Here is a 13,077-nt window from a genome sequence, read left to right on the forward strand (position 1 = left end):
TCGCCATGGCGGCGATATTCCCTTCCGGTTATTATGTCCCACTTTGATAGACAAACAGGAAAAGACCGCGGAACCGGTTTTTCCGAACGCCGCGGCGGATGATTACCCGATTATGTGGTTTTTTTCGTACGACGCCGACGGTTGCGTCGGCTCTCGGGAGCAATAGGGGAATAGCCTTGGATTTGCAGTTCTGCACACCGCGATAGGGATTGCAGGTCATTGTCTGACTCGGCATAACATACATAGGTACTGTCGCAGAGTTCACAGCGAAGTTCCACCCGATCGGGATATACTTCTACATTAATTTGAAAACTGCCGCACTCACAGGAAAGAGAGCCTTCTTCAGCCAGTTTGTGCAAGCGTTCCAAAATCGCGTACATAACTTCAGGGTTTTCAAAGTAATCGGCTAAGCCTAAGTTTTCGGCCATTTCGTAGAGGGACTTGTCTTGACTGAGTATGGCCGTCTTCACTTTTTCGCGAGGTCCGATAAACCCTACTTCGACCATCGTTTCCGTGCATCGCAGTTCCGTCAGTTGTTGCGACCAAAGGCGCTCTCGGGTGAACCATTGCAGGTGTTGGGTTTCGCACATGATACAGTGAGTCTGAATCCAGAAGCGTTTCCGGTCCTTACTGCCCACCGTCATTAACGCCGCTCCGCAGGAACATTGGATCTTTTTCACTTTTCGTCCCGCAAAGGAAAAGAGAGACAAGGCATGAAAATCCATGCGACCACAGGCGGGACAACGGAGAGCGATGACCGTCATGGTGGACAAGATCATGTGGAAGAACCCCCTTTCTACCCCCAATATTCCACACCGGAAAGCAAAATCCTTTTTTGCGCACCCAGTTTACACAGGGGATCTTAGCCACAGATTGACTTTTTGGGCTAGGTCCATCACGTCAAAAGGTTTGATCACGTACTGTTCGGCGCCAAGTCGTTGGGCCTCCTCGTACAGCTTTACTTCTTCATAAGCGGTCATCATCCAGACAGGCGTCTTATCTCCACGTCTTCGCATTTCCGTAAGTACTTCCAATCCCGACATGCCGGGCATTTTCATATCCAGAAGAACAAGCCCATAGCTTTCTTGGCCGAGACGTTCCAGTGCTTGTTGCCCGTCACAAGCCAATTCGGCCGTTACACCGACGATGAGCAATGCTTCTCGCAGTAATTGACGAACGCCTTTTTGATCATCGACAACCAGAGCACGATTACACACTGATGTCATTCCTTCCTTGTTCTCCTATCGGATTAATCTTTTTTAACGATTCAAAAATGTTTTATATTGATTCGTAGCAAAAAAAGAAAATCCTGCCTCATTTTTAGATGAGACAGGATTTTTTTGCTAATTCTTAACATTCTTGCTTCCGCTGTGACGTTTTAGAAGTTCCTCTACATTATCGGAAAGCGGTTCGCAAAGGGCATGAAAGATATCATCACTGCTGCCATCAAGGCGAACAACAGGATGAGGACGATAAGGGGGAAAAAGATAACCAGCAAAGACCTTCCTGTTGAGAGATAGAGACTCTCACGGATAGCCAACACTTGCAGCACGAAACCCCATAGCGTTACAGCGAGCAGTCCAAGGGATTGGATGACTTTCCCTCCCGGCAGGTATTGACCAGCCAGATTTACGGGGGCGAGCAGAATCGAGGGCCAATAGGCCAATCCTAAGGCCGTCAATAGACCTTTAGCATTTCCCCGCCCGCCTAGAAGTTCCCCGACAAGGTTAAAGAAGCCCGCCATGACAAACCACATGATGATGCCGAGCGAGACGGCAAAGATGCTCATGCCTGCCACGACATTACCGAATACGTCGCCGGTCACGCCGGGCGGGTGAAAGGGGGCGGTACGATCGGCCAGACTCGTGTTGACGATCAAGTTGATGAGGGATGTTCCGAGGACGATGGAAAGGGCCAGCCCAAGGGGCTTTTTTTCTGCGGCAGCGGAAAAGGCCTGCCTTGGGTGGACGAGCACTTGGTAGAGGTAGTCTGTGACAGACCAATCGCGCCCGAATCTTTCCTTATCAGGGTGATTGGCTCCCCCGCTCGGCCTATATTCACCTGTTTGAGGGTTCCATCCGGCCTCTGGGCCTTCTCCACTCGACACAGGCGCTGCATAGCCTTCGTTCTCAGAAACAGGATCCATCTGAGGCCCGACCGTCCGTTTCGGTTCAGCAGGCTCAGTAGCTACCGGTTGTTCTGGCACTTGAAGATCAGGCGATTGGCCCATCGTCCGTTCAGTTCCGGAGAGTTTCTCTTCGCTCATGAAAGCCCTCCTTTTCAGGTATCCGGCACTTCAGGTACGCAGGGGCATTTTCTTTAGGGCAACGGCTGTTTCCCTTTGAGAAGTTCCATTAAGCGAAGCACGTCTTCTGCCGATAGTCCCGATCGTGTACCGCTTTGGGATGCTCCCTTCCAACGACTTTCCATGCCCAGGATTTCGTCTAAGGGGCTCCGTCGTCCGTACTCGACGATCTCCGGTTTTTCTTGCATGCCGGCCATGGTGGCGGCGAGTTGAACGGCATCATAGAAGTTGCCCAGCTCGTCGACGAGACCTAGATCTTTCGCCTGCCGCCCTGTATAGACCCGGCCGTCTGCCAAGGTTCGAACGGTTTCCTTCGGCAGCTTCCGCCCTTCTGCTACGACATCGACGAACTGATCGTAAATATCGTTGACCATCGTCTGCAAGATTTGCCGCTCTTCCGGTGTCATTTCTCGCGATGATGAGGCGATGTCTTTATGGGGTCCGCTTTTGATCACTTCCGGACGATAGCCGATTTTATCGTACAATTCCTTCAAGTTAGCTAGATCCATGATGACTCCGATCGAGCCGGTCGTTGTCGCTGGGTTGGCTACGATCTTATCAGACTTCGCTGCGATCCAGTAGCCTCCCGATGCAGCCACATCGCCCATGGAGGTGACGACGACTTTACCCGATTCCCGTACGCGCTGAATCTCTTGTCCGATTTCCTGGGATGCCGCCGATGTGCCACCGGGGGAGTTGATGCGCAGGACCACTGCTTTCAGCTCTTTGTCCTCCTGGATCTCCCGCAACGTCTCCAATAAATCAGCGCTCCCGCCTGTACCTCCCAGCAGTCCACCAGAGCTTCCCGAATCCATGATCGTCCCTTCCAGTCGAACGACAGCCACCCGATTGGCTCCCGCTCCTGTCTTCAAGCCGCCCTCTGGACGGTGCGAACCGACACGAATGACGACAACCAACAGGGAAAGGATCACGAGGCCGACGATGGTGCCGATGACCCAATTCTTTGCTTTCGCCAACTTTAGTCCTCCTTCGTATACCAGGAGTTTTCCAGTTAGGGATTATCCCGCCGTACGACGGGGTTGTAGACTCGCATGCGAAACGCTCACCATTGACGCTTTACTGTGCAACCTAGTTGGCTAAGGATACCTCGCGATTGAGCCGTTCCTGCTCCTCGGCGCTGATATAGACCCTCGGTACGTTCAAGGCCACCACCGTACGCCGAGCCGGCACTTCGGCGATGTGTCCAGGCTGAACATCCGGTATCGCCGTCACATCGACCATGGTAAACTGCATGGCCACTTTGCCGAGGACCGGCGCTTTTGCTTTTCCGATGCGGACAAACCGCGATGAAGGTCCGACACCGAAGTACGCTGCCGCCGTTTTGATGAGCACCTTCGTCAAGTCCCATAAGCCCGTAGGCACACTGACTGGCTCCAGTTGAAAGCCGTCTACATATCCCACGGGAAGAACAGCTACTTTCGTCGGCCGGCGAGTGACGAAGGCACGACCGTAGCCGATGCCATGGTCCGCCGGCAAGTGGGCCACATGAGCGATCCGCGCTTTCAGTCCCCATACTTCCCGCAAGTCGAGCCGCTCCCCGGCGGAGAGGGGAGGTTGACCGTAGAGGACCGTGCCGAGACGGACGGCATCGAAACGGTACTGCGGAAAAGCGAGGGCAGCCGCCGAATTGGCGGCATGTTTGATGGGAATCGGAAATCCGATCACCGATTCCATGGCCGCCACAGCCGCCTGGAATCTCGCCACTTGGTCATGAACAAACCGCCGATCGCCTGTGGCCGCCGTAGCCAGGTGCGTAAAGGCGCCTTCAAGCTGCAATTCCGGCCGGCTGGCGATCGCTGCCGCCAGCTCGGGGGCAGCGGCGGCAAATACACCGGTGCGGCCAAGTCCCGTTTCTATCTTCACGTGGATGGGATAGCCGCTCTTTCCGGAGCGTCCCGCTTCATCAGCAATGCGTTGGGCCATCTCGACGGTGGCTACCGCAGGCGTCAGTTTGTGGTAAATCAAGGCAGCGATTTCTTCCGGAAAGGCCGGTCCCATGACCAGGATAGGCGCCTTGATGCCGTTCTGCCGGAGTTGAATTCCCTCCGATACATGGGTCACAGCTAGCCGGTCGATACCGTTTTCCATCAGACAGCGGGCTGACTCAACAGCGCCGCAGCCATAGGCATTCGCTTTGACCACCCCATAGATGATCAACTCATGACCGAGAGTCTTACGGATAGCACGGGCGTTATGGGCGAGCGCATCCAAATCCACCTGAACCCAACAGCCTAAGCCACCGGTAGCTTCATCCAATCGACTTCGAGGTGTAAGAATTTCCGGTAGATGTAGTTGGTCCATCGGTCCTCAACCCTCCTCGTTCCATCAGGACCGCTTGCGCGATGCCAGGAGTTTGCGGACCGTGTTTTGATACAGTGGTTCTGCCACGTTCCAGAAATTATAGAAAAAGGGTTGGTACACTCGATCATATTCGCCGATGAAGTGCACATAGTCCCCGTTAAAACCGCGTTTGAAGCGAACCAGCCCGTAGAGCGGGTGATCTTCCCCGACATCCCCCGGTACACCCCGGAAGTCATAGAGGGTACAGCCGTTGGCTTTCGCCCAACAGATCATTTTCCACTGGATCAGGTAGTTGGGCATGACGTTACGATGGCGGTTCGATGAGGCACCATAGAGATACCAGGCCTTGTTCCCGAGGATGAGGGCCAAGGTGCCGGCGATGACTTCCCCTTCGTAGCGGGCGACAAAAAGTTTGGCCAAGCCGGCTGGCACGAGGTAGTCGTACATGTCCTCAAAATAGGAGTAAGCCCGGACGAGAAAATTATCCCGTTCCGTCGTCTCCTTGAGGACGTCGTAAAAGACGGGTAGATCGGCTTTGGTGCAGTTTTCATCGATAACGACGCCTTTTCGCTCCGCCAGCCGTATGTTGTAGCGGGTCTTTTGGTGAAATCGGCCGAAGACCTTGTCCAAGTCATCGGATATGTCCAGGCGAAACACATGGCGGGGCTGCACCCCTTCGAAACCTTCCCCTTTATCGACCAGTCGAAAGCCCCGTGTCGCTAAATAGTCGGTCCAAAGGGGAGAGGGTGCATGGATATCGGGGTCAATTTTTAGAAAAACAGCATTCTCCCGTCGTGCTAAGTCTTCGACAGCCTGGAGGAGACGATCAGCGATCTCTGGCTGGGCCGGATCAAACACGGGCCCCCGAGGCGCATAGAAGATATGTTTTCCGACGCCCGGGATGCGGCGCTTGAGGATAGAGATAGCCGCTACCGGCGTCCCCTTGTCCTCGATCATGAGGCGATGGGGCTGCCATCCCGTTTTCGCTTTGAGGTCTCCCCATTCCCACGATTGCAGGACATGTCCCTTAGGATGCTCCGCTAAGAAGCGATTGAACCGCTCCTTATCATTTATCGTTAATTCCCGTGTTTCCACGGTCGGCCTCCCCCTTTCAGTTTCCCCATAAATAAAGCATAACCGCCGATAAACCAAGAAAGACCTCTCCTTTTTCGGGAAAGGTCTATTCTGTCTGATGTTAGTTCTCCTCTTTAACCCTATTCAAGCTCGCACCGACAAAATCCCGGAACAGCGGATGGGGACGGTTCGGTCGGGATTTGAATTCCGGGTGGAACTGGGAAGCGACAAACCAGGGGTGGTCACGGAGTTCTACCACTTCGACGAGTCGTCCATCGGGCGACGTACCGGAAATGATCATGCCCGCTTTTTCGATCGCTTCGCGGTAATTGTTGTTGAACTCATAGCGGTGGCGATGACGCTCGTAGATGACTTCGTCTTGATAAGCGTCCCAGGTCTTCGTGCCTTTGTTGACCCGACAAGCCCAGATGCCCAGGCGCATGGTGCCGCCTTTTTCTTCCACGTCTTTTTGTTCGGGAAGCAGATCGATGACGGGATGCGTCGTCGTCTCAGTAAACTCGCTCGAGTTGGCATCTTCCCAACCGAGGACGTTGCGTCCGTATTCCACCACAGCCAGTTGCATGCCCAGACAAATTCCCAAGAGAGGAATTTTGTTTTCCCGGGCGTAACGCAAGGCCGAGATCTTTCCTTCAATCCCCCGGTCACCGAATCCGCCGGGAACGAGAATGCCGTCCACGTCGGAGAGAAAATCTTCCGGCGGGGCGCCTTCGAGGTCTGCCGAATAGATCCACTTGATTTTGACGGAGGCATTGTGGTGAATGCCGGCGTGGCGTAGGGATTCGGCGACACTCATGTAGGCGTCCGGCAAGGCGACATATTTGCCGACGAGGCCAATGGTCACCTGCTGTTTCGGGTTTTTTATCTTATGAACTAAGGCTTCCCAATCTTTCAGATCCGGTTCGCCGCAGGTCAGTTTCAGCTTTTCAATGACGATATCGTCGAGTTCCTCTTTTTTGAGGAGCAAAGGTACTTCATAGATCGTCTCGGCATCGACCATCTGGATGACGGCCGCAGGGTCGATGTCGCAGAAGAGGGCGATTTTTTCTTCCAGCTCTTGCGGGAAGGCTTTCTCGGTGCGGCAGACGATGATGTCCGGCTGGATGCCGATGCTGCGCAGTTCCTTCACCGAGTGCTGGGTCGGTTTCGTCTTCAGTTCTCCGGCGGCGGAGATGAAGGGCATCAAGGTGACATGGATGTAGATGACCCGATCTCGTCCCACATCGGACTTCATCTGCCGGATGGATTCCAAGAAAGGCAAGGATTCGATATCGCCGACGGTACCGCCGATCTCGGTGATGACCACATCCGGGCTCGATTCACGAGCGACACGGAGCACCCGTTCTTTGATCTCGTTGGTGATGTGCGGGATGACCTGCACGGTACCGCCCAGGTATTCGCCTTTTCTCTCTTTGGAGATGACCGACCAGTAGATTTTACCGGTGGTGACGTTGGACGCCTTGGACAAGTTGACGTCGACAAAGCGTTCGTAGTGACCCAAGTCCAGGTCCGTTTCGGCGCCGTCGTCGGTGACGAAGACCTCGCCATGCTGGTAGGGGCTCATCGTTCCCGGGTCGATATTGATGTAGGGGTCGAATTTTTGAATGGCCACTTTGAGGCCGCGGCTTTTGAGCAGGCGGCCGAGGGAAGCGGCGGTGATGCCTTTACCCAGAGACGACACGACGCCGCCAGTAACGAAAATGAACTTAGTTTGCATATCGATGCCTGCTTTCTTCAAGACCATTAACTCCAGTTCTTTGATAATATTGATGGCTCGTCCACTCTAATACTTTTTCTATTCTACCCAAACTCCGGGTGAGGATCAAGGAAAACGGAAAGCACCCGGGCCGCATGATGAACGTGAAAAAGCGAGCCTATTCGGCTCGCTCCCAGTCGTCGTCACGACCGCGACCATAATCGTGGTCCCGATCATCATAATCGTCGTCGTCTCCGCCTTCGCCATCTTCGTATTCAACGGTTTTGTTCAATAGTGAGATGGTGGGGATGCGGCGGGTCGATTTCGCTGGCGCCCAGTTGCGAAGGCCCCACATGCCGTTGCCAAAATGGATGAAACGCATGTCGAGGTTCATCTGGGTGTACACAGCGGCGATGGCTTTGGCGTCTTCCGGATCTTCGTATCCCATCCGGCTGAGGACTTGCACAATCAGATCTTTGTAAAAGGTGTTTTCACCTTTTTCCCGCAGAAGCTGATGAAGGACTTCAATTTCCGAGGCTTTTCGCCCTGTTGTCGGGGTGGTTGTCGGCGACACTACATACACTCCTTGTGTTCACGGCTACCACATATTTCAAAACGAGATTATACTACATCCGCTCCGGTGCTGTCAAACCCATGCTGGAAAGAACATTGCGCAGGACGATGCGGGAGTCGTCGACGAGGACGAGGCGAGCATCGCGCAAGGCTTTTTCGTCGGTCAACACACGGCAATGGGTATAGAAGCTGTGGAAGAGGGCGGCCAGATCCATCGCGTAGCGGGCCATGCGGTGCGGCTCCATTTGGGTGGCGGCCCGGGCAATTTCATCGGGTAAGTCGGCGATTTTGCGGATCAGGGACAGTTCGGCAGGATGGTCGAGGACGCTGTAGTCCACTCCGTCTACGGAAGGCACTTCGTAACCAGCGTCTTTGGCCGTGCGCAAAATCGAACAGATGCGGGCGTGAGCGTACTGGACGTAGTAGACGGGGTTTTCCGAGGATTGGCTTTTGGCCAGGTCAAGGTCAAAATCGAGGTGCGAGTCGGCACCGCGCATGACGAAGAAGAACCGGGCCGCGTCTTTGCCGACTTCTTCGACCAACTCGTCGAGGGTGATGTACTGGCCGGTTCGCTTGGACATGCGGACGATTTCGCCGCCTTTGAAGAGGCGCACCAGCTGCATGAGGATGACGTCTAGGTTTTCCGAGTTATATCCGACAGCTTTGACAGCGTTTTTGATCCGGGACACGTGGCCATGGTGGTCAGCGCCCCAGATGTTGATCACCCAATCAAAACCGCGGTCAAACTTGTTTTTGTGATAGGCAATGTCGGCGGCAAAGTAGGTGGGAATGCCGTTGGAACGGACAAGGACTTCGTCCTTCTCTTCACCCAAGGATGTCGCTTTGAACCAGAGAGCACCCTCGTTTTCATAGATGTAGCCGTTGGCCCGGAGGGTCTCCAAGGTCTCCCGGATGGCTCCGGAGTCGTGGAGGGACTGCTCGGAGAACCAGATGTCATAGTCGACGCCAAAGCGTGCCAGCGATTCCCGAATACCACTCAGTTTTTCTTGCAAGGCATATTTGACGAGCAGCTCCCGGCGAAGGGTCGTCTCCATGGGCACATACTTGTCGCCGTCTTTGGCGATGAGGCCGCGCATCGTCTCAGCTACATCTTCCCCGTGATAGCCTTCTTCCGGAAAGGGGACATCTTGGCCGAGCAGTTGCAGGTAGCGGGCTTCGAGGGACTTGGCAAAGTTTTCGATCTGGTTGCCAGCATCGTTGATGTAAAATTCTTTGGTCACATCAAAGCCGGCCAAGCGAAGCAGGTTGGCCAAGGTGTCGCCGAGGGCGGCGCCGCGGGCGTTGCCCATATGGAGCAAGCCGGTCGGGTTGGCACTAACGAATTCCACTTGCACCCGTTTTCCAGCGCCCACTTGCGAGGCGCCATACTGGTCGTCGGTCTGTTGAACGGCAGGCAGCACCGGGTAGAGCCAGTGGTGGTGCAAGGTGAAGTTGATAAAGCCGGGACCGGCGATCTGAACGTCTTTCAGCCAGTCTCCCCGGTCGATGTGGGCGACGATCTTTTCGGCCAGTTGACGCGGGTTCATGCGGGCTTGTTTGGCCATGGTCATAGCCACGTTGGTCGCAAAATCACCATGTTGTTTTTCTCGAGGTACTTCTAAGGCGACCGTAGGCAGGTGTTCAAAATTTATTTCGCCGGCGCTGCGGGCCGCTTCTAAGGCAGCTCCGATAGCACCGGTGATGTGGCGGCGAATGTCTTCAACAAAGTTCACTGGAATCTTTTTTCCTCCTTTACGGTAATCAACAAGGAGTTATCGCTCAGCTTGCGCTGATCGGCTTGGAGTTCGTAGATCAGGTTGATGGAACCTCCCTGATCATCCAATGCCACATCCACTTTCGAAGGGATGACACCTAAGTGCATGCTCCCGAAGGGGGTGTGGTAAACGCCTTGATGGAGTACCCCTTCTTCAAAGGTTTGTTTGAATTCGGAACTTCCCATGCGGTTTAAGGTCACCCGGTGAGGTTCCACCTTCAGCGTGGTGGTCGTCCCTTCCATTCCGGAGATTTCTGATTCGTTATACACAATATAATAGGAGGTGGGCTTTTTGAACATCTTTCCTTCGGTGATGAGATGGATCGTATCTTTTTCGCCGACGTCGTTCGTCTGTGTGCCGAGGACCGAAACCAGAACGTCTTTCTTCATCCCGAAACGCCCTCTTTCCTATGAAGATGCCTTAACAATTCGTGAATGAACCTCCGTTTCCTTCCTTCCTAAGACCATTTTTCCCCTATTGTTGTGATTTTAAGAACATTAAAAAGGGCCGGACTATGAAGATCCGTCCCTTTCCCTCGATCCGGTGGCCCATTGTTTTAATTCTTCCAGGTTTTTGACGGTGATCGTATGCCGGTCCACTTCAACGATGCCGAGCCGCTCGAACTCCGCCAAGATGCGCGATACGGTCTCCCGGGATGTGCCGACCAGTTGGGCCAGCTCCTGGCGGGTAAGATTGAAGTCGATGCGGGTCCCCTCTTTTTCAGGCACCCCATAGTCCTTGGTCAGTTTGTACAGGCGAGCGGAGACTCGTCCGTACGTATCTAACAGGGCTAAGTTTTTCATGTGCCGGTACGCTTGGCGCAGCCGCCGGGCTTCTACCTGCAGGCAGGCCATGGCTAAGGACGGATGGGCTTTGACGAGGGCTCGAAAATCGTCGAGTCCCATCCGGCTGACGGTGACCTCTTCCATGGTTTCTGCCGTATAGGGGCTTGGCCCATCGTCAAAAGCGGCGATTTCGCCAAAGATTTCACCGGGATTGACGATAGCCACCACTTTTTCCTGACCATCGGAGTTCATTTTCGCTAAACGGACTTTTCCCTGGTGCAGAAAATAGACGTCCTCGATCGGTTCCCCTTCCTGCAAGAGGGGCTGCCGTTTTTTCAGGGTCCGTTCGCTGATCAGGGGGGCCAGGGACTGTAGGATTTCCTCGTTGAGTACTGTGAAGACTCCCACCGACTTGAGGCGTTCCCACTTGCCCATGTCTACCGCCTCCTTCTATCGGAGAGACCGTCCTTGGGTGACAGGAATTTACACCTTGGGAATGTTCCGGCCGTGGAAAATTTCCGTCATTTCTTTTTTGACCCGCTGTTTGATCTTTTTCTTCTCACCGGGCAGGAGATCTTTCTTGGCTGTTCCGAAGAGATAATTGTCTAAGTCAAACTCTTTCAGCAGCATTTTCGTGTGAAAGATGTTGTCTTGATAGACGTTCACATCGATCATCTGATACATTTCACGGATATCCTTGGCGATATAGTTTTGGATGGAGTTGATTTTATGATCAATATAATATTTCTTTCCATTTACGTCCCGGGTAAAACCTCTCACCCGGTAGTCGGCGATGACAATGTCCGGACTGAAGCTGTTGATGAGGTAGTTGAGCGCTTTTAAAGGTGAAATCTGGCCGCATGTGGATACGTCGATGTCGGCCCGGAAGGTGCTAATCCCTTTGTCCGGGTGGCTTTCGGGATAGGTGTGTACAGTAATGTGGCTCTTATCGAGATGGGCAACGACCGCGTCCGGTCCAAGGTTGTACATCTCTAGATCATTATCATTGTCGAGTTCACTGGTACCTTCGTTTCCGTCATTCTCATCGGTGGGTTCCGATTCGATCTTGCCTTCCGAGATTAAGATGGTGACGCTGGCGCCCTGGGGATCGTAGTCTTGCTTGGCGATATTGAGGATGTTGGCGCCGATGATGTTTGATACTTCCGTCAAGATGCTCGTCAGTCGGTCCGAATTGTATTCTTCGTCAATGTATTCGATGTAGGCTTTCCGGTGTTCCGGCGTTTTCGCATAACAAATGTCATACATGTTGAAACTGAGGGTTTTCGTCAGATTGTTAAACCCGTACAGCTTCAGCTTTTTGATCGATTTTATCTCCATCCTCAGTCTCCCCATGCCAAAGTATTATTTTTATTATAACAGCATGATTATCTAATTCCTATTGCCATAGTGTCAAGAATCATCGGTGGTGGTTTTTTTTCGCGATTTTTCTTATTCCCGGGCTTTTCGGATTATGGCATAATAAAAAGTGTATGGTTTGAGGAAGAGAGGGATGGTGTAAATGGCGAACGAGCAAGCAGATACGTTGGATGTCTCCGTACTGCTCCATCAATTAAAACAAGCAAACAGCCAGATGGGACAAGTGGTCAAGACGATCGATCATATCACCAAACAGACCAACCTTTTGGCCCTAAACTCCGCCATTGAAGCCGCTCGAGCCGGGGAAGCCGGTCGAGGTTTCCGGGTTGTGGCCGATGAGATTAAAAAGCTGGCCGATCGCAGTTTTTCGGCTACGAAAGAGAGTCAGGAACTCATTAACAACATCCAGTCGAAAGCCAACGACGTCATCGCTGTTCGTACAGCTGATGTGGCTTACGATACGATCGACAAAATCGACCGCAACCTCTTCGAACGAAATTGCGACGTACAAGCTTGGGCTACCTTTGATAAAATCCGTGCTTGTCTGGTCAATGAGAACAGCCATACCAAAGAACAAGCGACGGCACTCATGAAGAAAATCGTGGATATTTATGAAGTCTACTTCGACCTCTACCTGACGGACCGGCGAGGGAAAATCGTCGCAACGGCGGTACATCAAAACTTGGTGGGGCAAGATATGTCCGACCGCGAGTGGTTTAAAGAAACTATTGCGAAAAATGACGTCTATGTCACGGATATGTATTACTCTGCAGCGGTTGGCGGTCACACTATCGCCTATTCTTGTCCCGTCCGTGCCGAAGACGGAACGGTCCTCGGCGTTTTTACGACCCGGTTTAACTGGAACTTCATTTATGATATTATCGATAACGCCCGCATTGGCAGCACCGGCGACATCTTTGTGGTGAACAAAGCCGGGGTTGTCATCGGCTCCCGGGACCGCTCCGGCATCTTGGAGAAAAACCTCAACCATCTTCAGGCGGTGAAAAAGGCTACCTCTGGCGAGGCTTACGGGTATACCCTGGAGAAGGACAACTCTGGGAAGATGCAGATTTTCGGTTATGCCCATACGCGCGGCTATAACGCCTATCGGGGAAAAGCCTGGTCGGTCATCGTTCGGGAACCGCTATAAAG

Annotated in this window: 13 protein-coding genes; 1 reads left to right on the plus strand and 12 read right to left on the minus strand. The window is 53.2% G+C overall.

The genetic code is table 11. From position 1 onward, the window contains the following. Positions 1-110 precede the first annotated feature (110 nt). From H1S01_RS08455 to speD, 12 genes are all read right to left on the minus strand, one after another. Positions 111-779 (minus strand): hypothetical protein, encoded by a 669-nt coding sequence (locus H1S01_RS08455; RefSeq protein WP_188039648.1) that lies wholly within the window; start codon positions 777-779, stop codon positions 111-113. A gap of 69 nt (positions 780-848) precedes the next feature. After that, positions 849-1,226: a response regulator gene (locus H1S01_RS08460; protein WP_207732250.1), complete on the minus strand. Its 378-nt coding sequence runs from the start codon at positions 1,224-1,226 to the stop codon at positions 849-851. Positions 1,227-1,390: 164 nt separating this feature from the next. Further along, positions 1,391-2,266 (minus strand): Yip1 family protein, encoded by an 876-nt coding sequence (locus H1S01_RS08465; RefSeq protein WP_188039649.1) that lies wholly within the window; start codon positions 2,264-2,266, stop codon positions 1,391-1,393. 53 nt (positions 2,267-2,319) lie between these two features. Next, complete coding sequence (gene sppA / locus H1S01_RS08470; protein WP_188039650.1) at positions 2,320-3,282, minus strand: signal peptide peptidase SppA; 963 nt, start codon at positions 3,280-3,282, stop codon at positions 2,320-2,322. A gap of 112 nt (positions 3,283-3,394) precedes the next feature. Beyond that, the gene (gene alr / locus H1S01_RS08475) at positions 3,395-4,627 is read right to left on the minus strand and encodes an alanine racemase (RefSeq protein WP_188039652.1); all 1,233 of its coding nucleotides are present in this window, start codon (positions 4,625-4,627) and stop codon (positions 3,395-3,397) included. A 24-nt stretch (positions 4,628-4,651) separates the two neighbouring features. Continuing rightward, entirely contained in the window at positions 4,652-5,722 is a 1,071-nt protein-coding gene (locus H1S01_RS08480; RefSeq protein ID WP_188039654.1) for a peptidoglycan bridge formation glycyltransferase FemA/FemB family protein, read from the minus strand. A 100-nt stretch (positions 5,723-5,822) separates the two neighbouring features. Continuing rightward, positions 5,823-7,436: a CTP synthase gene (locus H1S01_RS08485; RefSeq protein WP_188039706.1), complete on the minus strand. Its 1,614-nt coding sequence runs from the start codon at positions 7,434-7,436 to the stop codon at positions 5,823-5,825. A gap of 157 nt (positions 7,437-7,593) precedes the next feature. After that, positions 7,594-7,989 (minus strand): DNA-directed RNA polymerase subunit delta, encoded by a 396-nt coding sequence (gene rpoE / locus H1S01_RS08490; RefSeq protein ID WP_155476649.1) that lies wholly within the window; start codon positions 7,987-7,989, stop codon positions 7,594-7,596. Between the two features lie 52 nt (positions 7,990-8,041). Further along, complete coding sequence (gene argS / locus H1S01_RS08495; RefSeq protein ID WP_188039655.1) at positions 8,042-9,721, minus strand: arginine--tRNA ligase; 1,680 nt, start codon at positions 9,719-9,721, stop codon at positions 8,042-8,044. Further along, complete coding sequence (locus H1S01_RS08500) at positions 9,718-10,152, minus strand: YwiB family protein (RefSeq protein ID WP_155476648.1); 435 nt, start codon at positions 10,150-10,152, stop codon at positions 9,718-9,720. The genes argS and H1S01_RS08500 overlap by 4 nt, the downstream gene beginning before the upstream one ends. Before the next feature lie 123 nt (positions 10,153-10,275). After that, the gene (locus tag H1S01_RS08505) at positions 10,276-10,983 is read right to left on the minus strand and encodes a Crp/Fnr family transcriptional regulator (RefSeq protein ID WP_188039656.1); all 708 of its coding nucleotides are present in this window, start codon (positions 10,981-10,983) and stop codon (positions 10,276-10,278) included. A gap of 48 nt (positions 10,984-11,031) precedes the next feature. Beyond that, positions 11,032-11,886, minus strand: a complete 855-nt coding sequence (gene speD / locus H1S01_RS08510; RefSeq protein WP_188039657.1) for an adenosylmethionine decarboxylase — start codon at positions 11,884-11,886, stop codon at positions 11,032-11,034. Positions 11,887-12,067: 181 nt separating this feature from the next. Here speD and H1S01_RS08515 point away from each other — a divergent pair, with 181 nt between their 5' ends. Next, the gene (locus tag H1S01_RS08515) at positions 12,068-13,075 is read left to right on the plus strand and encodes a methyl-accepting chemotaxis protein (RefSeq protein WP_188039658.1); all 1,008 of its coding nucleotides are present in this window, start codon (positions 12,068-12,070) and stop codon (positions 13,073-13,075) included. Positions 13,076-13,077: the final 2 nt, after the last annotated feature.

Source organism: Heliobacterium chlorum (genome assembly GCF_014502795.1).
Classification (GTDB): Bacteria; Bacillota; Desulfitobacteriia; order Heliobacteriales; family Heliobacteriaceae; genus Heliobacterium; species Heliobacterium chlorum.

What these genes read in the sequence shown, in the direction of transcription:
- H1S01_RS08455 (WP_188039648.1), bottom strand. Translation starts at nt 779, where the DNA reads ATGATCTTGTCCACCATGACGGTCATCGCTCTCCGTTGTCCCGCCTGT.
- H1S01_RS08460 (WP_207732250.1), bottom strand. Translation starts at nt 1,226, where the DNA reads ATGACATCAGTGTGTAATCGTGCTCTGGTTGTCGATGATCAAAAAGGC.
- H1S01_RS08465 (WP_188039649.1), bottom strand. Translation starts at nt 2,266, where the DNA reads ATGAGCGAAGAGAAACTCTCCGGAACTGAACGGACGATGGGCCAATCG.
- alr (WP_188039652.1), bottom strand. Translation starts at nt 4,627, where the DNA reads ATGGACCAACTACATCTACCGGAAATTCTTACACCTCGAAGTCGATTG.
- H1S01_RS08485 (WP_188039706.1), bottom strand. Translation starts at nt 7,436, where the DNA reads ATGCAAACTAAGTTCATTTTCGTTACTGGCGGCGTCGTGTCGTCTCTG.
- H1S01_RS08500 (WP_155476648.1), bottom strand. Translation starts at nt 10,152, where the DNA reads ATGAAGAAAGACGTTCTGGTTTCGGTCCTCGGCACACAGACGAACGAC.
- H1S01_RS08505 (WP_188039656.1), bottom strand. Translation starts at nt 10,983, where the DNA reads ATGGGCAAGTGGGAACGCCTCAAGTCGGTGGGAGTCTTCACAGTACTC.
- speD (WP_188039657.1), bottom strand. Translation starts at nt 11,886, where the DNA reads ATGGAGATAAAATCGATCAAAAAGCTGAAGCTGTACGGGTTTAACAAT.
- H1S01_RS08515 (WP_188039658.1), top strand. Translation starts at nt 12,068, where the DNA reads ATGGCGAACGAGCAAGCAGATACGTTGGATGTCTCCGTACTGCTCCAT.